We start from the raw sequence: 19,388 nt of genomic DNA, 5'->3' as shown, positions 1-19,388 counted from the left end.
GCGCCGACTCGCCAGAGAGATAAGCTGTCCGGGTCGCAAGAGACAGCCTTTCACGCTAGCAAGACCGGTCCGACTGCGCAGGAACCCCCTGTTGCCCGCGCAAGGTCGGTCAATACCTTGGGGTGTGCGAAATGCAGCGCGACCGCGTAGCATCACGGATGAATGTTGATCGAGCTACCCCCTTGCCCCGTATTACCATTGGTTACGCCCCCACTAGTAACAATTGCAAGGTTTTTCTCTATAATGCGTAATCCAATGGAAACTATCGCCTATACAAGTCGTGATTGAGCAAGTGCTGCTTCAATAAAACCGGAAAAAAGTGGATGCGGGTCGAAAGGCCTGCTCTTTAGTTCCGGATGGAATTGTACGCCGACGAACCACGGATGGTCCGGTCGTTCTACTATCTCGGGTAGCAAACCGTCAGGCGACATCCCGGAAAAGATCAGTCCGCCTTCTTCCAATCGCTCTTTATAGGCTGAATTGACCTCGTAACGGTGACGGTGGCGTTCGGAAATCTCGCTGGCCCCACCGTAGATCTGCGAAACATGGCTGTTGCCCGCCAGTTGCGCGGGGTAGGCTCCAAGTCGCATGGTTCCGCCCAGATCGGTCTCTGCGGATCGTTTCTGCAAACCCTCTTCGCTCATCCATTCGGTGATGATGCCCACTACTGGCTCATCCGTCTCGCCGAATTCGGTCGAGGAGGCGCCGCCAATGCCTGCCATGTTCCGCGCACCTTCGATGCAGGCCATTTGCATCCCCAGGCAAATGCCGAGGAATGGAACCTTGCGTTCACGCGCGAAGCGGACGCTGGCGATTTTTCCTTCGCTACCACGATCGCCGAAGCCGCCTGGCACGAGGATGCCATGCAATGGCTCCAACTGGGCGGCAATCTCTGCGTCATCGCCTTCAAAGACCTCGGCGTCGATCCACTCGATATTGACCTTGGTACGATTGGCCATGCCGCCGTGAACCAGTGCTTCGTTCAGCGATTTGTAGGCATCGGGCAGGCCGACATACTTCCCTACGACGCCGATGTTCACTTCGCCTTCGGGGTTCTCGTAGCGGTCAACCACATCTTCCCAACGCGCCATGTCCGGCGGATTGGACGTTCCAAGCATCCCGAAATGGCGAAGAACCTCGGTGTCGAGACCTTCCTCATGGTACTGGCGCGGCACGGCGTAGATGCTGGACGCATCGAGTGCCGGAATCACCGATTCCGGGCGAACGTTGCAGAATGCGGCGATCTTGCGCTGCTCGCCTTCCGGCAGCGGATGTTCACAGCGGCACAGCAGGACATCCGGCTTGATGCCGAGAGCAGCCAGCTCACGCACTGAGTGCTGTGTCGGCTTGGTCTTCAGCTCGCCCGCAGCAGCGATGTACGGCACAAGCGTAACATGCACGGAGACCGTCTGGTCGGGCTCAAGCTCATTTCGCAACTGGCGGATCGCCTCCATGAACGGCAGGCTTTCGATGTCGCCAACGGTTCCCCCGATTTCGCAAAGGATGAAGTCATGGTCACCTTGGTCGGCGAGTGCGAAGTCCTTGATCGCATCGGTGACGTGCGGAATGACCTGCACCGTCGCACCCAGATAATCGCCGCGCCGCTCCTTGGCGATAATATCGCGATAGACGCGCCCCGAGGTGATATTGTCGTTCTGGTGAGCAGAGACACCGGTGAAACGTTCGTAGTGGCCGAGGTCGAGATCGGTCTCTGCCCCGTCATCGGTGACATAGACTTCGCCGTGTTGATACGGGCTCATCGTTCCCGGATCGACATTCAGATAGGGATCGAACTTGCGTATACGGACCTTGTACCCACGTGCCTGCAGGAGGGCTGCCAGAGAGGCTGCCATGAGACCTTTGCCGAGCGAGGAGACCACGCCGCCGGTTATGAAAATGTACCGCGCCATGGGAGTTGAGCCTTAAGCTCACGCGGGGATTCGGCGCAAGCATAATGCGGCGAGTTTTGCCGCGAATGTGCGAATTTTCCCCGGTTTCAAACCGATTGCGGGAAATTACTCGGCGACGTCAGCCAGGGGATCGTCTGCATCAACAGCGTCCGCGTCTTCACCAGCAACCGGAGCGGCCGTGCCGGGCGCAATTTCATCCGACGCACTGATCGAACGATCGAGAGTATCGTCCAGTTCGCCCCCGCCGCTTGCGTCAACCGCAAGGCTGGCAAGAATCACAGCAAGAACAACAAAGGCCACCGCGAACCACTTGGTTGCCCTGGTAAGGAAGTCTGCTGCACCACGGGCTGACATGACGCCGCCCGGGCTACCGCCACCACCGATTCCCAGCCCGCCACCTTCGGACCGCTGCATCAAGACTAGCAGAACGAGCCCTGCGGCCACGAAAGCCTGGATCAGAAAAAGGAAGTTGAAGAGTGTCATGGCCGGTCAGTCAGTCGATTTTTGAGATGAAATGAGCGGCGCATGTAGTCCGCCCCGCCCTTTCTCACAAGGGGGCACATTGTCTACGAAGTTTAAGCAGCTATTCGCGTTCGTCCTCTGCGGCAGCCATGATGATGCCCAGGAAGCTTTCGGCCGAAAGGCTCGCTCCGCCAACCAGTGCACCGCCGACCTCGTCCGCACTCAACAGTTCGGCAGCATTTTCCGGTTTCACGGAGCCACCGTAAAGTATGCGCACTTCACTGCCTGCATCGCCATAGGCCTTCTCCAGAACCTTTCGTATATGGCGGTGCATGTCGGCGATATCATCAGGCGTGGGCGTACGACCGGTGCCGATAGCCCAGACAGGTTCGTAAGCGACGGTGACCTTGTCGGCCACCTCATCACCATCGGGCAGCGAGCCATTGAGCTGGCGTGTAACGACACTTGCCGCTTTGCCCGAATCGCGCTCCGCTTCCGTCTCACCGACGCAGACGATCACGCTCATGCCGGCATCGATGGCGGCATGCGCCTTCCTCTTTACCAACTCGTTGCTTTCGCCGTGGTTCGCACGACGTTCGCTGTGCCCGACGATGGTAAAGCCCGCGCCAGCGTCCTTGACCATGGCTGCGGAGATGTCGCCGGTGTGCGCGCCGCCATCCGCAGGGTGGCAATCCTGCGCGCCAATTGCGATCAACGTTGCTTCCTTGCGGGTGGCGTGAATCAGGGTGAAAGGAGGGGCGATCGCCACCTCGACTTTCAGCAAACGCTCTGCCGCACGGTCAATCGCGCGCGCTTCCGCCAGCATCGCACGCGTGCCGTGCATCTTCCAATTGCCGACAATATATGGCCGAGTGGTCATTGAATTCACTGTGATTTCCGTAACTTGCTTTGACTCGTGATCCAAGCCGAAGTGATAGGTGACAAAGCGCGCTAATGCCCGAGGTCGTTCTTGTCAAAGCTGCTTGTGCACAATGGACGAAAGCACCTACGCCCTGTTGCGGCATGGTCGCAGGCGGGATAAAGCGCATGCTCTTTTCATGGAGCCACGTTGCCAAGCAGCGTGCCCTATCCGCACAAACGGCCACCAGGCCAAGGCAGAATTGATCTCGCATGTTCCAGATTTTCCGCAATTTCTTCAAATCCAAGGTCGGTATCGTGGTGACACTGGCATTCCTCGGCCTGATCGCCGTGGCATTTGCCAGCTCTGACGTAGCAAACACCGGCATGTTCGGGGGAGTCGCCGGAGGCGACCGCGTGGCTGTGGTCGGTGACCGCACCATTTCGACCGCCGATCTGCAGCAGAATGCCAACAACGCCTTGCAGCAGTCCCGCGAAGAAAATCCCACGTTGTCGATGGAAGGATTCGTTGCCCAAGGCGGGTTTGACGATGTGCTCTCGCAAATGCTCAGCCGCGCGGCGATTGCGGAATTTGCCGAAATGATAGGCTTTCGTGCCGGCAAACGACTGGTCGATAGCGAGATCCAGAACGCTCCGGGGTTCCAGGGCATTGATGGTACGTTCAATGTCGAGGCATTTCGCAACTCGCTGCGCCAGCGCAATTTGACCGAAAGCACCGTCCGCGAAGACCTGGCGCTCAGCCTGTTGGCTCGTCAGTCCGTCGTGCCGATCTCCTTCGGAGCGCGGATGCCTGACAGCATGGCGCGCACCTACGCGCAGCTTCTGAATGACACTCGCACCGGGACCGCTGCTGTCTTTCCTGCCTCGGCATTCGCCCCCCAGGGCGACCCGACTGACGAGCAGATACAAGCCTACTATAATGAGAACCGCGCCCGCTATATCCGACCAGAACGTCGTGTGATCCGCTATGCTGCTTTCAGCGAAGATGCGGTATCCGATCTTCCGCCGGTCACTGCTGCGCAGATTGCCGCACGATACGAAGCCGACAGCGTCTTGTACCGTGCGACGGAGCGCCGCACGTTCACGCAGCTTGTAGTTCCGACACAGGCCGCCGGTCAGGCAGTCGTCGATGAAGTGAGGGGCGGCGTCACGCTCGAGGCTTCGGCGCGGTCCAAAGGCCTCGCCACGACGCAGGTGAGCGAAGTCGAGCGCCCCGATTATGCCTCTACCGCCTCACAGGCCGTGGCTGGGGCCGGTTTCGATGCTGCAGAAGGCGGGCTTGTCGGACCAGTGCGCGGAAGCCTTGGCTGGTATGTCTTTCGCGTGGACGACGTCACGCCGGTCGCTGCGCGTTCGCTGGAGCAGGTTCGTGATGAAATTCGCGAGACCCTCATCGCTGAACGGCGCCGGGAAGCCCTCAACGAGCTGACCGAACGGCTCGAGACCGAATTCGGTCGCGGCCGTACGTTGGAAGAAGCGGCTGCCGAACTCGGCGCTGAAATCCAGTCGACGCCACCCTTGCTCGCAAACGGGCAGGTCTACGGCCAGGACGGTCAGGCACCGCCGGCCCTCTCGCGGGTCGTGTCCTTTGCATTCGAAATGAGTGCTAACAGCCCTGAGATCACCGAATTGGTGCCGGGCGAAGCCTATCTGATCTTCGATGTGTCGGAAATCACGCCAAGCGCGACTGCACCGCTCGCCGAAATACGCGACGGGATCGTCCAGCAATGGCGCCGCGATCAGGGCATGGCCGCAGCAGGACGGGCTGCGGGACGTGTCCTCGAGCGCGTCGAAGGCGGAGCCTCGCTGGCCGAGGCCGTTGCCGCCGAGGAAGTCGAACTCCCGTCGCCGCAAAACCTGCGCATCAATCGCCGCGAACTGGCCCAGCAGGGGCAGATTACTCGCGCGACAATCCTGTTCTTCTCGATGGCAGAAGGCACCGTGGAACGCGTTGCCGTGCCGGAAGCGAGCCAATGGTACGTGGTATCGCTCGAGGACATTGAAACGGCCGAGCTCGATGAAGACAGCCAGGACTTTGTCAACACGGCAGCGCAGCTTTCCGAAGCGCTGGGCCAGGAATATGTCGAACAGTTCGTCACTGCCGCAGAGGCGGCCGTCGAAATCGAACGCAACGAGGCCGGCATTGAAGCTGTACGCGCACTGCTGACCGGCGGATCGAACTGAGGAGGCGGGCCTGGGCGCCCCGGAAACCAACAACGCGGTTAACGCAGGGGCTGTCCAGAACGGCGATGAAGCACTCGCCGCACTGGCGCAGGGCAACAACACGCTCGTCTGGCGGCGGGTGGTTGCCGACACCGAAACGCCGATTGGCGGCGCGCTCAAGCTGATCGAGGAAGGGCGCGGAGATTTCCTGCTGGAATCGGTAGAGGGCGGCGAAATTCGCGGGCGCTACAGCTTGCTCGGCCTCGATCCCGACCTTATGTTCCGCGCAACCGGCGCACAGGCCGAAGTCAACCGCAACTGGCGGCACGACCGGGATGCCTTCGACGCCCTTCCCGGCGACAGCATGGCCGAACTGCGCGCGCTGGTGCAGTCCTGCCGTATCGACGTTCCCGATGCGCTGCCTCCGGCGCTTGCCTGCGTCGTCGGTTATTTCGGCTACGAGACGATTGGGCTGGTCGAAAAATTGCCGCGCGCACCGCAAAGCGATCTCTCCCTGCCCGACATGCTGTTCGCACGCCCTGCCCTCGTGCTGGTGTTCGACCGACTGACGGATGGCCTGTTCGTGATTGCGCCGCTGTGGGCCGACGCCGCAGACCCTGCGGCAAAGCTGGAGAGAGCAACCGACCGCATCGACGAGGCGCTGCGCAAATTGGGCGAAAAGGTTCCCGAAGCTGTCCGTCTTGACGATCTGCCAAATTGCGAACTCGATCCTGTCATCCCTGCAGAGGATTACGAGCAGATCGTGCTGCGTGCGAAGGACTACATCACGGCAGGCGATATTTTCCAGGTCGTACTGGCACAGCGTTTCACCTGTCCCTTCCCGCTCCCGCCACTGGCTTTGTACCGCGCGTTGCGGCGGGTAAATCCTTCGCCTTTCCTGTATTTCCTCGACATGCCTGGTTTCGCGGTGGTCGGCTCCTCGCCCGAAATCCTCGTGCGTGTGCGACCCAATACCGATGGCAAGGCCGAGGTGACGATACGCCCCATCGCCGGAACCCGGCCGCGCGGCCTATCCGAGGCCGATGACAAGGCCAATGAAGCAAGCCTGCTCGCCGACCCCAAGGAATGTGCCGAGCATCTGATGCTGCTCGACCTGGGCCGCAACGATGTCGGGCGCGTGGCTTCACAGGGCAGCGTCACCGTGACCGACAGCTTCACCGTCGAGCGGTACAGCCATGTCATGCACATCGTGAGCAACGTGGTTGGCGAACTGGCGGACAACAAGGACGCGCTCGATGCCCTGTTTGCTGGTTTCCCTGCAGGCACTGTCAGCGGCGCTCCCAAGATACGCGCCTGCGAAATCATCGCGGAACTGGAGCCGGAAACGCGCGGAGCCTATGCCGGGGGCGTCGGCTATTTTGCGCCCGATGGCTCGGTCGACAGCTGCATCGTCCTGCGGACAGCCGTTGTGAAAGACGGCGTGATGCACGTTCAGGCAGGCGCCGGTATCGTTGCGGACAGCGATCCGGCGTATGAAGCCGCCGAATGCCGCCACAAGGCCGGAGCCTTGATTGCTGCCGCACGGGAGGCGGTGGGGATCGCTGCAGAGCCGGAGTACGGGCAGTGAAGCGCGTCGCGGGCGTAATGACAGCGTGTCTCGCGCTGACGGCCTGCGAAGTGCATTTCGAAGGTGAACCTGCAGAAGAGCTCTTGTCGATTTGCCAACCTGTCATGTTCGAGGACACGCCGCTAACACATTGCCAGGCTGAGCCGACTCGCCACGCGATCAACACGGACCTCGCGCCCGAAGGCGAAGATAACCCCTATCGATCCCTACGTGCATTCGTACGTCATCCTCGTGAAGTAGAGCATCCTGTCGTCTTCGCCATGAATGCCGGCATGTTTGATGCCGAGGGCGTACCCATCGGGTATTATGTCGAGGAAGGGCGTCGCCTGGCCCTGCTTAACCAGACCGATGGTCCGGGCAATTTCCACCTGCTTCCCAATGGAATTTTCTTCGGCGGGGAAGACGGAAATTGGCGTGTTCTCGAAACCGAGGCCTTCGCTGGCCAGATCAAGGATCGCCCGCATTTCGCCACGCAGTCCGGCCCAATGCTGGTCATCAACGGGGAATTGCACCCTGCCTTCGACCCCGATGGCGAATCCCGCAAGATCCGCAATGCAGTAGGCGTCGATGCCAGCGGGCGAGCGCATTTCGTGATCAGCGAAGCCCCAATCAGTTTCGGCAAGCTGGCGCGCTATTACCGGGACGCGCTGAACGTCGATAATGCGCTTTTCCTCGACGGAAGCGTGTCGCAGATTTGGGACATGCCCAATGAACGGCTCGATACCGGACCGGACATCGGACCCTTGATCGTGGTGAGAAATCGGGCAGAGGCTGCAGAATGAGTCACATTCTCGTCATCGACAATTACGACAGCTTCACTTTCAATCTCGTCCATTACTTGATGGAACTTGGTGCCGAAGTGAAGGTTGAACGCAATGATGCCGTCAGCGTCGATGACGTCATGGCATCGGGTGCCGCTGGCATTCTCATCTCTCCCGGACCATGCACACCGAATGAGGCTGGCATAAGCCTCGATCTGGTCGCAGCCTGCGCAGACGCGAAGCTGCCATTGCTTGGCGTCTGCCTTGGCCATCAGGCGATCGGTCAGCATTTTGGCGGACGCGTGACGCGCGGCGGGCTGATGCATGGCAAGACTTCGCCGGTTGATCATGACGGAACAGGCGTTTTCGCTAACTTGCCTTCGCCCTTTCATGCGACCCGGTATCACTCGCTGATCGTGGACAATATTCCCGATTGCCTGCTGGTCAATGCCACCAGCGAAACACCGGGTCTCGACGGAACGAGCGTGATGGGCTTCCGCCATGCGGACCTGCCCATACACGGCGTGCAGTTCCATCCTGAAAGCATTGCCACGCAGCACGGTCACGCGCTGCTCGCGAATTTCCTCCAATTGTGCGGCATCGCCGCAAAGGTACCTGCATGAGCGGCGTATTGCCCCCTACCGATATTGCCCTGACCGAAGCCGATGCGGAGCGTGCCTTTGGCGATATGCTCGACGGGAAGCCATCCGAAAATGAGATCGCGCGCTTCTTGTCCGAGCTTTCAGACAGGGGCGAGCGGGCAGAGGAAATTGCCGGAGCGGCAATGGCAATGCGCAAGCGGCTCATTCCGATCGATGCGCCGGAGAACGCCATCGACGTTTGCGGCACGGGTGGGGACGGCCATCACACACTCAACGTTTCGACTGCCGTCAGCCTGGTGGTCGCAGCGTGCGGCGTGCCAGTGGCAAAACACGGAAACCGTGCGGCGAGCTCCAAGGCGGGTGCAGCCGACACACTGGAAGCACTCGGCCTCGACATGGACGCGGCCGGGCGGACTGCCGAGAGAACACTGGCCGAAATCGGCATCTGCTTTCTTTTTGCCAAGAACCATCACCCGGCGATGGCGCGTATTCAGCCCATCCGGCAGAAACTGGGCAAGCGCACAATCTTCAATTTGATGGGGCCACTGTCCAACCCTGCCAAGGTCCGTCGCCAGCTGATTGGTATTGCCCGTCCGGCCTATGTCCCGATCTATGCCGATGCGATGGCGCGCCTCGGGACCGAACGGACGTTCATCATCTCGGGCGATGAAGGATTGGACGAATTGAGCCTGGATGAGGGAAACGAACTTGCCGACGTGCAGGGTCGCAATGTCACAATGCGGCGCGTGGATGCCAGCGATGCCGGCCTGGAACACGCTCCCGTCGAAGCCATTCGTGGCGGTGATGCTGCCCACAATGCCAAGGCGCTGCAGGCCCTCTTGATGGGCGCGCCCGGTCCCTATCGCGATGCGGTCGTTTTCAATGCAGCGGGTGCGCTGATCGTGGCAGGCGAAGTGGAAAGCTGGACCGAAGGCGTCGAGGAAGCAGGCGAGGCTATAGACAAGGGGCTGGCCAAGGCACTGCTCGAATGCTGGATCGCGACCGCCAAATGACCGACAAGCTGCAGGAGATCTGCGCCAACAAGCGGCAGGAAGTCGCTGCGCGCAAGACCGCCATGACCATGTCCGACTGTGACCGGGCAGCGCAAAACTCCAGCGCGCCACGTGGTTTCCGGCGGGCGCTCGAAGAGAAAGCACACGATGGCTTTGGCCTCATCGCGGAAATCAAGAAGGCCAGCCCGTCCAAAGGCTTGATCCGCGCCGATTTCCGCCCACATCAACATGCGATGGACTATGCCAAAGGCGGTGCTGCATGTCTTTCGGTGTTGACCGACGCGCCCTATTTCCAGGGGCATGAGGACTATATGATGGAAGCGCGTGCATCGGTAGACCTGCCGGTGTTGCGCAAGGATTTCATGGTTGATCCGTGGCAGGTCGCCGAAAGCCGAATGATCGGGGCCGATGCGGTCCTTGTAATCGTTGCCGCGCTGGATGATGTCGCGATGGTTGAAATCGAGGCCGCAGCTATTGAGCGTGGCATGGACGTGCTGGTCGAGGTACACGACGAAGCCGAGCTTGAACGTGCCGCAAAGCATCTCCAATCGCGGCTTATCGGAGTCAACAACCGCGACTTGCGCACTTTCACCACCGACCTAGCCACTACAGAGCGGCTTGCGCCGCTAGCTCCCGATGGAAGCCTGATCGTCGGCGAAAGCGGGATCAAATCGCATGCTGATTGCGAGCGGCTTGCCGCTGCGGGCGTCCGATGCTTTCTTGTCGGAGAAAGCCTGATGCGGGCCGACGATGTAGAAGCAGCAACGCGGGCGCTGCTCGAAGGCTGACGATCAGCCAGGTAGCAGCGCCCTCGTCCGGCTAGCGTTTTCCAATCGCCGTGCCGATCACGTGAATCCGGCGCCCTGTCCCGCCGTCCTCGGAAACGATTGCAAAGCTGAAACCGGTCTCGATGCCTTGCGGTCCGAAGAACCAACCCCCGTAATTGGACTGGAGGTTCTGCCAGTTGCTGCTCGTCAAATCTGCCGAGTAGGTCTGAACCGTGCCGTCGAAAGATGCCTGCCCCTGGTACCTGCCGAGTTCGGTAATCGCACCCGACGGAACGCCATTCTCGATGCGCCGGCCGACCAGGCGTATATTCGTGTTGAGAGTGCCGGTGGCAAGATTCACTGCCTGGGTGATGACACTGTCCTTGATTTCATATGTCACCACGCCGCTCGTGTTGGTTTCCAGCGCAAATCCACCGACACCGAAATTGTCGTAACTCACATTATTGGCGGTCGGCCGATCATCCAACTGGGTTGGTACGCCGAGCACGCAATAGTGGATGATTGGCTGGTTGGATCCATTGAAGCCCGCAACATATGCACCACGCGTATAGTCCGCGGTACCTGTCGCCAGGGCTCCAACCCCGATGTAGAGCCGCTCCGAAGCACCGCTCGGCAAAGTGCGCTTGTATGCAGCCGAAGAGGGTGTCGGAGGTGCCGTATCAACGTCAGCAGGCCCGAATTGCAAATTGATCTGGTTTGGACCTGATATGGCCCAGGTCATGCTGGCGGCTGTGTAGGGTAAACTTAAGCTCTCGCCAAAAGCCGTCGCCGGGTAAATTTGGGGGTCCGGTACGCGGAAAAAGCCGGATGCACATGAACTCGCAAACGAGCGATTGCCGGTGATATTCGCGTATCGTGCATAGCTCGGCGTGGGCGTGGGAGTGGGTGTCGGGGTTGCAGTGGGCGTCGGAGTTGGCCCCGCTATTGGGCCGGGTGAACTGTCGTCACCGCCGCAACCAGAAACCATCAAGCACCCCGCAAGGAGCGCAGAAACAGTTGATCGCATTTTCGTTAATTCCCCGAGGGACCTATCCCGATTCTGGGCAACTCGCCCAAACGAAACAAATAAATAGCTTCGAAAATTTCGACAATTGAATTCAACCGGGAACCGCAAAATAGTTGGTGGAGACATGCTCAGTCGAGGAACAGAGATTTTACAAAATCATTGTTCTGCCAGACCGGTGCAATTGTGTATGAACACACCATACCGAACAAATCGAAAGAGGAACCAGACCATGGGAATTTTCAGCACGATCAAGAATGCGATCTTTGGCGATGACAAGGATGACGAAGCACCGACGAAAACGGTAGGCGCTCCCAAGTCGACAGGTTTCAACCGCGGATCTTCCAAGGCTGTCAGCAATGTCGATGTCGAAGCCAAGCTGGACAACATGGACGGTGCGGACAAGCTAAACTGGCGCACTTCGATCGTCGACTTGATGAAGCTGGTAGATCTCGATCCAAGTTACGAAAACCGCAAGGAACTGGCGAACGAGCTTGGTGACAATGATTATTCGGGCAAGGCGGAAGAAAACATCTGGCTTCACAAGCAGGTGATGAACCGCCTCGCCGCTGCCGGGGGCAATGTCCCCGCTTCACTCCGCGACTGAAGCATGACCCTGTCCTGATCGGGACGAGTATGGCACAGGTATCGCATGATCCGTGCCTCGCAGAATAATCCAAACGCACAACGCCCTGCCTGCACACGATGCACGGCGGGGCGTTTTCCGTTGCACGATGAATTGCCACGCAAGGATGATGAGCAATGCCGCGTCTGACCCACCTTGATGAAAGCGGCGCGGCGCGAATGGTCGACGTCAGCGGCAAGCGCGACAACAAGCGGACTGCAACGGCAGAGGGCCGTATTCGCATGGCTGCAGCCACACTTGCCGCTATTCGCGACGGCAGTGGACCGAAAGGGGACGTTCTGGCCGCCGCTCGCATTGCGGGCATCATGGCGGCGAAAAAGACGGGTGAACTCATTCCGCTCTGCCATCCGCTTGCGCTGGAGTCCGTCCGCATCGATTTTGCTTTCCAGGATGATGCGATCCGTGTGACCGCGGTGGCGGCACTGACGGGCAAGACCGGTGTGGAAATGGAAGCGATGACGGCTACTTCCATCGCGTTGTTGACGATCTACGATATGGCCAAGGCGCTGGAGAAGGGCATGGTGATCGAACATTTGCGCCTCATTTCGAAATCGGGCGGCAAGAGTGGTGACTGGCACGCCGAAGACGAGGCGGAATGAATCTGCCTCCCCCGATATCCATGCAGGACGCGCAGTCCAGGTTGCTCGCACTTGCCCAACCGCTTGAAGCGGAAACTGTTGCGATCGAAAATGCAGCCGGCCGGTTTCTGGCCTCAGATATCATTGCACGAAGAACACAGCCCCCGGCAGACTTGTCGGCTATGGATGGCTTTGCTGTAGGTGATAACGACCCTTCCGGTTCCTGGCGCGTCGTCGGCGAAAGCGCCGCGGGCCATCCTTTTGAAGGCACTTTTGGTAAAGGCGATGCTGTCCGCATCTCGACCGGAGCGCTGATGCCTGAAGGTGCCAGCGCCGTGCTGCTGCAGGAAGATGCTCAGCTTGATGGCAATGACCTGCGGGTGGCAAGTGACGCTACAGCTTCACCCCGGCACATCCGTCATCAGGGGTTCGACTTCACCGCCGGAGATGCGTTGCTGCGAACCGGAACGCGTATGGACGCAGCCAGATGCGCGCTCGCAATTGCTGGGGGCCAAGTCACAGTCGATGTCGGGAGAAAGGCCCGTCTGAGTGTCATCGACAGCGGCGATGAACTCGTAGCAGATGCAGCAACCGCCAGAGACCACCAGATCCCGGCCAGTAATGGGGCAATGTTGGGAATCATGGCTTCACCTTTTTGTGAATCGTCGCATCGGATCGGTCCGGTCCCAGACCGCCGCGAGAAGTTGGTTAAATCCTTCGATGATGCATCCACAGCCGATGTAATCATCATCAGCGGCGGAGCTTCAGTCGGCGACCACGATCTGGTCCGTCCTGCCCTTGAGCAATGGGGCGCGAAGCTGGATTTCTGGCGCGTCGCCATGAAACCTGGAAAACCACTGTTGGTAGCCCGCAAGGGAACTAAGATCATTCTGGGCCTGCCGGGCAATCCAGTGTCGAGCTATGTCACGGCCTTTTTCTTCCTCCTGCCGCTGCTTCGGCATCTTGCGGGTTCATACGATCCGATGCCGCAATCGCTGGCATTGTCTCTCGCCGCAGACCTGCCAGCCAATGGCTCACGCACCGAGTTTATCCGTGGCGTAATGTGTCCCGAAGGCGCTCAGCCACTGCTCCAACGCGACAGCAGCGCCTTGAGAACGCTCGCAGCTGCGGATTGCTTCATCGAAAGAGGTGGCAACGCCCCGCCGGCAAGGACTGGTGACCCCGTAACGGTCTATCCGCTCCAAAATGGCGGTATTGCTTGACTTTGGCGAATCTGTTTCATACTTGTTCCTTATTCGTTCCCGAAGTGGAACATTGACGCAAGGGACAGGCCGATGTTGACCGCCAAACAACACGAATTGCTGCTTTTTATCAATCGCCGCCTCGAAGACACGGGCATCTCGCCCAGTTTCGAGGAAATGAAGGAGGCGCTTGATTTGAAGAGCAAATCGGGCGTGCATCGGTTGATTTCGGCTCTCGAAGAGCGCGGCTTCATCCGGCGCCTGCCGAACCGCGCCCGCGCGCTTGAAGTGGTCAAGATGCCAGAGAACCTCGCCGGGAACGACCCCGTCGCCAAAGCAACTTCGGTACCGGCTGCGCAACCACAAGCCGCAAACGATGTTATCGAAATTCCGCTTCATGGCCGTATCGCTGCGGGTGTTCCGATAGAGGCGCTGGAAGGCAGTCAGACGCTGCCCGTTCCGGCTGCCCTGCTTGGCAGCGGCGAACACTATGCGCTCGAAGTTTCGGGCGACTCGATGGTTGAAGCCGGCATTTTCGATGGCGACTTCGCGCTTGTGAAGAAGGCCACCACTGCACGCGATGGCGATATCGTGGTCGCGCTCGTCGATGGCGAAGAAGCGACATTGAAGTATCTGTTTCACGATGGCGGCCGCATCCGTCTCGATCCGGCAAATTCGTCCTACGATCCGCAAATATACGCGGATAATCAGGTGGAAGTTCAGGGGAAGCTGGCAGGGCTGCTCCGCCGTTACCACTGATCGGGCCTTATCACTGATGCTGATGATGATCCTGCGCGGGTAGCCCGGGCAGCATCAGTATTCCCGGCGGCCGCGCCACCAGCCATGCTCTCCCTCGGCCTCGGCAACGGCTCTGACGTGCTCGCCCTCCAGATCGATTGCCAGGCCGCCATTGATCGACAGCATTCGCGCATCGGCCTTGAACCAGCGCGGTTCGCAGCTTCGCGGTAGCCAGCGATCGGAGACTACGATGTCAGACCGCTCGCAGGCGGCGGCCAGAGCGCGCTCGGCGACTATATCGCGGCTACGGCTCATCAATATGTGCCAATCGCGTCCACCCCGCTCCACCGTTATGGCGCAAAAATCAGGACTACATTGCGCGCCGGGCCACGCGGCCATGGGCATCGTCTCGCCCTCTACACCTGCCAGTTCGAGCAGGTTCTCGCGGGTGAAGGCGCTGCGTGTGTCGCGGAGGACGAGCAATCGCTCGTCCTCACCGGTGATTCCGACATGTCGGCCATCGCCCGAGATCAGGATATCGGGAATGGGCGTCGTCATCAGCATGGCAATAGCCGCCGCGGCAGGCAGAAAGCCAAGTAGTCGCGCCCTGCCCTTCCATAGCGCCAGCCACAGGCCGCCCGCAGCGAACAGGAGAACCGTTGTCAAAGTCATCTGGGGGATGAGCTTGACCGCGCCGGGCTGACCGGCGGTGAAATGCGCAATTCCCACCAGCAGGTCGAGTGATTTGCCAGCCAGCCACCAGAACGGCGCTCCCGCTCCGATCGTGTCGAACAGGAGCGCGATGGCGATCAAGGGCATGGAGACGAAGGTCACCAGTGGTATGGCGACGACATTCGCCAATGCGCCGTAAATGCCTGCCCGATGGAAATGATACAGCACGATCGGCATCAGCGCGATTTCAATTACCATACCGGTGACAAGCAGCATGAACGTCCGCCGACCGAGCCGCGCCAGCCAGCTTTCCTCGCGCGGCGCCAGGAAACGCTTGACCGGCTCTGAATTGTGTAGGGCAACAATCGCGATAACAGCGCAAAAGCTCATCTGGAAACTCGGACCGACCAGGCTCTCCGGCCATGCCAGCAAGACGGCAAAGGCCGCGGCAGCCACCATTCTCAGCGACAGGGGCTCACGGCCCAGTGCCAGAGCCACGAGGACAAGCAGCGCGCCAATACAGCTGCGAACCGTCGGCACCTCCGCGCCCGTCAAAAGCGTGTAACCAATACCCGCCAACGCCGCGAACGCTGCGGCCATTACCGGCAGCCGCACGCGCAATGTCAACCAGGGCCACAGCGCCAACAGCTTGATAGCCAGGAGATATGCTGCACCGATGACCGCGCTGACATGCAGGCCACTGATAGAGAGCAGGTGCGTCAGGCCTGCATCGCGCATGGCATCCTCGTCGGCCTTGCTTATCGCTCCGCGGTCTCCACTGGCAAAGGCGGCGGCAATGCTGCCTGCCGATCCATCGAGCTCACCGCGTACGTGGCCGGAAAGGCTTCGCTGGATGCTGGCGATAAGGGCACCGTCCGGAGGCGCAGGCTCGACCACCTCGATGTCTCCCTGCAGGCTGCCCGTAGCTGCCAGCCCGTCGAACCAAGCCCGACGGGCAAAATTGTATCCACCAGGCAGCATCGGCGCAGCAGGCGGCATCAACCGGGCCTGCGCCCGGACAAGCGCGCCCTCTCCCATCGCAGGCGTCGCCTGCTCCAGTGGGACGTTCACACGGATGCGGACCGGCTCACCGTCCTCCGGGCTGCGAATTGCCAGAACCAGTCGCACGCGGTCCTGCGCGGGTTGTTCGATCCGCTCGAGCACGCGCCCCTCAACCATCTCGGACATCGGACGCTCGAACGCTTCTTGCCCGACGATCGCAGAGCGCGCCCAGATCAGCCCCGTTCCGAACGCGAACAACACGCCGCTTGCGATCAGCGCGGTCACCAGATGCGTGCGATCGACCCTCCCTTTCCATTTGGCGAGCGCCGCCAGCGCGAGAAGCGGCCCCCCGGCGAGACATGCCACCCATCCTGCGGAATTGGGGAGGATAAACCACGCGCCGATGCCAGCGGCCAGGAGGACCGCCATCCAAGGGCCGCGATCGAATCCCGCCGACGCGAGAAATGCCTCCGCCGCGTCTGCGATACTGGACAAAGTGACGCGGTTTCGCCAAGGCGTGTGCTGCAACGCAACATCGCGATCGTCGTCCCCCAGCGGAACCATTGGCGGCTGACGAGTGGCCATGCATATACAGGACAGGAAACAAGCGGTTATGGCAAGTTCGGATGGCAATGGCGGTGGTGAAAGCCGGCCCGTGGTGACACGGTTTGCGCCCTCTCCGACCGGTTTCCTGCATATCGGTAACGCACGCACCGGATTGTTCAGCTGGCTATATGCGCGCCATCATGGCGGCAAGGCGCTGCTGCGCATCGAAGATACCGACAAGCAGCGTTCCACACAGGAAGCGATCGATGTAATTCTCGACGGGCTGGACTGGCTCGGGCTTGAATTTGACGGAGAGACTGTTTTCCAGAGCGAACGCGCGCCTCGCCATGCAGAAGTGGCCGAAAAACTGCTCGCAGTAGGCAAGGCTTACAAATGCTTCGCGACTTCTGAAGAACTTGCCCAGATGCGGGAAGAACAGCGCGCCGCGAAGCAACCAATGCGATATGACGGGCGCTGGCGCGACCGCGATCCGTCCGAAGCGCCCGAAGGTGCGCCCTTCACCGTCCGCATCAAGACGCCCGAGGGCGGCGAAACGGTGATCGAAGATGCCGTGCAAGGCCGCGTGAAGGTCGACAATCGTGAAATCGACGATTTCATCCTGCTGCGCGCCGATGGCACACCGACCTACATGCTCGCTGTCGTCGTGGACGACATGGACATGGGCTGCACGCATATCATTCGCGGTGACGACCATCTCAACAACGCGTTTCGTCAGATTCAGGTAATCGACGCCATGCAGGACGTCGAGGATGGCTGGGAACGCCCGACCTATGCCCATGTGCCGCTAATCCACGGAAATGATGGCGCCAAGCTGTCGAAGCGGCATGGAGCGTTGGGGGTTGATGCCTACCGCGATGAGCTGGGCATTTTGCCGGAAGCGCTGTTCAACTACCTGCTGCGGCTTGGCTGGGGCCACGGTGACCAGGAAGAATTCAGCTGTGAAGAAGCAATCGCGCTGTTCGATATCAATGCGGTGGGCAAAGGGCCTAGCCGTTTCGATATGAAGAAACTGCTGAACATGAACGGTAATTACATCCGCGCAGCCGATGATGCGCGACTAGCCGGCTTGGTAGCAGAGCGGATTGACGGCGCCGACACCGCGTTGCTGACAGAAGCGATGCCGGTCCTCAAAACCCGCGCACGCGATATCAACGAACTGGCCGACGGGGCTGCCTTCCTTTTCAAGACGCGGCCGCTCGAATTGACCGAGAAGGCATCGAGCCTGCTCGACGAAGAAGCGCGTCTGCGACTTTCGTCTGTATCAAGCAGGTTGCAGGCCGAAACGGACTGGACAATCGAGGCGCTGGAGGCCAATCTGAAGGCCTATGCGGAAGAGCAGGGGCTCGGCCTCGGTAAACTTGCGCAGCCGCTTCGCGCGGCGCTAACGGGGCAGACCACCTCGCCCGGAATTTTCGATGTGCTCGTCCTCCTCGGCAGGGAGGAAAGTCTCGCGCGGATTGACGCGCAGGCGGCGACCTGAACGGGTCGTTTGCGTAACAGGATTTTTAGAAGGAGAACCCCATTGGCGGACAAGCAGGCAGATCTGGCAGTAGGCGGCGAGAATTTCGAATTCCCTACACTTGAAGGTAGCTGCGGCCCGGATGTCATTGATATCCGCAAGCTTTACGGGAAGACCGGAAAGTTCACCTTTGACCCGGGATATAAGTCCACCGCCAGTTGCGAAAGCGCGCTGACCTTTATCGACGGCCAGGAAGGCGTGCTGCTTCATCGCGGTTATCCTATCGGACAGTTGGCTGAACATTCCAGCTTCATGGAAGTCAGCTACCTGCTCCTGAACGGCGAACTGCCCGACCAGGCCGAGCTGGACGATTTCACCTACACGATCTCCCGTCACACGATGCTGCACGACCAGCTGCGTCAGTTCTACCAGGGCTTCCGCCGCGATGCGCACCCAATGGCGATCATGTGCGGCGTGGTCGGTGCCTTGTCGGCATTTTATCACGACAGCACCGATATTTCGGACCCCGAACATCGCAAGATTTCGAGCCACCGCCTGATTGCCAAAATGCCGACAATCGCGGCCTGGGCCTATAAGTATGCGGTCGGCCAGCCATTCATGCAGCCCGATAACTCGCTGAGCTACACCGGAAATTTTCTGCGCATGACATTCGGCGTCCCGGCCGAGGAATATGAGGTCATTCCCGAGGTCGAAAAGGCGATGGACCGGATTTTCATCCTCCATGCCGATCACGAACAGAACGCTTCGACCTCGACCGTGCGACTTGCAGGTTCGTCTGGTGCGAACCCGTTTGCTTGCACCGCGGCAGGCATTGCCTGCCTGTGGGGGCCTGCACACGGCGGCGCGAACGAAGCGGCTCTCAACATGCTGCGTGAAATCGGTACGCCCGACAAGATTCCGCATTACATCGAGCGGGCCAAGGACAAGAACGATCCGTTCCGCCTGATGGGTTTCGGTCACCGCGTGTACAAGAATTACGATCCGCGCGCGACCGTGATGCAGAAGACCGTGCGCGAAGTATTCGACGCGCTGGAGGTAAAAGATCCGGTGTTCGAAACCGCGCTGCAACTCGAAGAGCTTGCCCTGAATGATCCGTATTTCCAGGAAAAGAAGCTGTTCCCCAACGTCGACTTCTATTCGGGCATTATCCTGTCGGCCATTGGCTTCCCGACGACCATGTTCACCGCGCTCTTCGCCCTCGCCCGTACCGTTGGCTGGGTCGCGCAGTGGAACGAAATGATCTCCGATCCCGGCCAGGTCATCGGTCGTCCACGTCAGCTCTACACGGGCCCGACGCAGCGCGATTACGTACCGGTCGAGAAGCGGTAATGTAT

General features: G+C 60.0%; 17 protein-coding genes. 12 read left to right on the top strand and 5 right to left on the bottom strand.

Annotation, left to right across the window (positions count from 1 at the left end; all coding sequences use genetic code 11):
- Positions 1-269 precede the first annotated feature (269 nt).
- The 3 genes from AAC850_RS05350 to tpiA form a co-directional block, all read right to left on the bottom strand.
- Entirely contained in the window at positions 270-1,910 is a 1,641-nt protein-coding gene (locus AAC850_RS05350) for a CTP synthase (protein ID WP_340587631.1), read from the bottom strand.
- Positions 1,911-2,015: 105 nt separating this feature from the next.
- On the bottom strand, positions 2,016-2,393 hold the full coding sequence (gene secG / locus AAC850_RS05345; RefSeq protein ID WP_340587630.1) for a preprotein translocase subunit SecG: 378 nt from the start codon (positions 2,391-2,393) through the stop codon (positions 2,016-2,018).
- Positions 2,394-2,493: 100 nt separating this feature from the next.
- The gene (tpiA, locus tag AAC850_RS05340) at positions 2,494-3,252 is read right to left on the bottom strand and encodes a triose-phosphate isomerase (protein WP_340587629.1); all 759 of its coding nucleotides are present in this window, start codon (positions 3,250-3,252) and stop codon (positions 2,494-2,496) included.
- A gap of 251 nt (positions 3,253-3,503) precedes the next feature.
- Here tpiA and AAC850_RS05335 point away from each other — a divergent pair, with 251 nt between their 5' ends.
- The 6 genes from AAC850_RS05335 (at position 3,504) to trpC (ending at position 10,166) form a co-directional block, all read left to right on the top strand.
- Positions 3,504-5,435, top strand: a complete 1,932-nt coding sequence (locus AAC850_RS05335; RefSeq protein ID WP_340587628.1) for a peptidylprolyl isomerase — start codon at positions 3,504-3,506, stop codon at positions 5,433-5,435.
- An 82-nt stretch (positions 5,436-5,517) separates the two neighbouring features.
- On the top strand, positions 5,518-7,002 hold the full coding sequence (gene trpE / locus AAC850_RS05330) for an anthranilate synthase component I (RefSeq protein ID WP_422723177.1): 1,485 nt from the start codon (positions 5,518-5,520) through the stop codon (positions 7,000-7,002).
- Complete coding sequence (locus tag AAC850_RS05325) at positions 6,999-7,784, top strand: phosphodiester glycosidase family protein (protein WP_340587626.1); 786 nt, start codon at positions 6,999-7,001, stop codon at positions 7,782-7,784. Before trpE ends, AAC850_RS05325 begins: the two co-directional genes overlap by 4 nt.
- On the top strand, positions 7,781-8,386 hold the full coding sequence (locus AAC850_RS05320; protein WP_340587625.1) for an anthranilate synthase component II: 606 nt from the start codon (positions 7,781-7,783) through the stop codon (positions 8,384-8,386). The genes AAC850_RS05325 and AAC850_RS05320 overlap by 4 nt, the downstream gene beginning before the upstream one ends.
- Positions 8,383-9,378 (top strand): anthranilate phosphoribosyltransferase, encoded by a 996-nt coding sequence (gene trpD, locus AAC850_RS05315; RefSeq protein ID WP_340587623.1) that lies wholly within the window; start codon positions 8,383-8,385, stop codon positions 9,376-9,378. The genes AAC850_RS05320 and trpD overlap by 4 nt, the downstream gene beginning before the upstream one ends.
- Positions 9,375-10,166 carry an indole-3-glycerol phosphate synthase TrpC gene (gene trpC / locus AAC850_RS05310; protein WP_340587621.1) on the top strand — a complete coding sequence of 264 codons (792 nt, stop codon included), beginning with the start codon at positions 9,375-9,377 and terminating at the stop codon, positions 10,164-10,166. The genes trpD and trpC overlap by 4 nt, the downstream gene beginning before the upstream one ends.
- A gap of 31 nt (positions 10,167-10,197) precedes the next feature.
- On the opposite strand, the gene AAC850_RS05305 is transcribed toward trpC, so the two are convergent.
- Positions 10,198-10,887 (bottom strand): hypothetical protein, encoded by a 690-nt coding sequence (locus AAC850_RS05305; RefSeq protein ID WP_340587619.1) that lies wholly within the window; start codon positions 10,885-10,887, stop codon positions 10,198-10,200.
- Between the two features lie 514 nt (positions 10,888-11,401).
- On the opposite strand from AAC850_RS05305, the gene AAC850_RS05300 reads away from it, so the two are divergent.
- The 4 genes from AAC850_RS05300 (at position 11,402) to lexA (ending at position 14,354) form a co-directional block, all read left to right on the top strand.
- Positions 11,402-11,776: a DUF3597 domain-containing protein gene (locus AAC850_RS05300; protein ID WP_340587618.1), complete on the top strand. Its 375-nt coding sequence runs from the start codon at positions 11,402-11,404 to the stop codon at positions 11,774-11,776.
- Between the two features lie 155 nt (positions 11,777-11,931).
- On the top strand, positions 11,932-12,414 hold the full coding sequence (gene moaC, locus AAC850_RS05295; RefSeq protein ID WP_340587617.1) for a cyclic pyranopterin monophosphate synthase MoaC: 483 nt from the start codon (positions 11,932-11,934) through the stop codon (positions 12,412-12,414).
- Positions 12,411-13,616 (top strand): molybdopterin molybdotransferase MoeA, encoded by a 1,206-nt coding sequence (locus AAC850_RS05290; RefSeq protein WP_340587616.1) that lies wholly within the window; start codon positions 12,411-12,413, stop codon positions 13,614-13,616. The genes moaC and AAC850_RS05290 overlap by 4 nt, the downstream gene beginning before the upstream one ends.
- A 72-nt stretch (positions 13,617-13,688) precedes the next feature.
- Entirely contained in the window at positions 13,689-14,354 is a 666-nt protein-coding gene (gene lexA / locus AAC850_RS05285; protein ID WP_340587614.1) for a transcriptional repressor LexA, read from the top strand.
- Positions 14,355-14,408: 54 nt separating this feature from the next.
- On the opposite strand, the gene AAC850_RS05280 is transcribed toward lexA, so the two are convergent.
- Positions 14,409-16,592 (bottom strand): ComEC/Rec2 family competence protein, encoded by a 2,184-nt coding sequence (locus AAC850_RS05280; protein WP_340587613.1) that lies wholly within the window; start codon positions 16,590-16,592, stop codon positions 14,409-14,411.
- Positions 16,593-16,620: 28 nt separating this feature from the next.
- On the opposite strand from AAC850_RS05280, the gene gltX reads away from it, so the two are divergent.
- Both gltX and AAC850_RS05270 read left to right on the top strand, forming a co-directional pair.
- Positions 16,621-18,054, top strand: a complete 1,434-nt coding sequence (gltX, locus tag AAC850_RS05275; RefSeq protein ID WP_340587612.1) for a glutamate--tRNA ligase — start codon at positions 16,621-16,623, stop codon at positions 18,052-18,054.
- A gap of 42 nt (positions 18,055-18,096) precedes the next feature.
- On the top strand, positions 18,097-19,383 hold the full coding sequence (locus AAC850_RS05270) for a citrate synthase (protein WP_340587606.1): 1,287 nt from the start codon (positions 18,097-18,099) through the stop codon (positions 19,381-19,383).
- The last annotated feature ends 5 nt before the right edge of the window (positions 19,384-19,388 follow it).

Source organism: Erythrobacter alti (genome assembly GCF_037996805.1).
GTDB classification, from domain to species: domain Bacteria; phylum Pseudomonadota; class Alphaproteobacteria; order Sphingomonadales; family Sphingomonadaceae; genus Alteraurantiacibacter; species Alteraurantiacibacter alti.
Note: the sequence above shows the minus strand (reverse complement) of the source record. Positions and strands in the feature narration are given on the sequence as shown.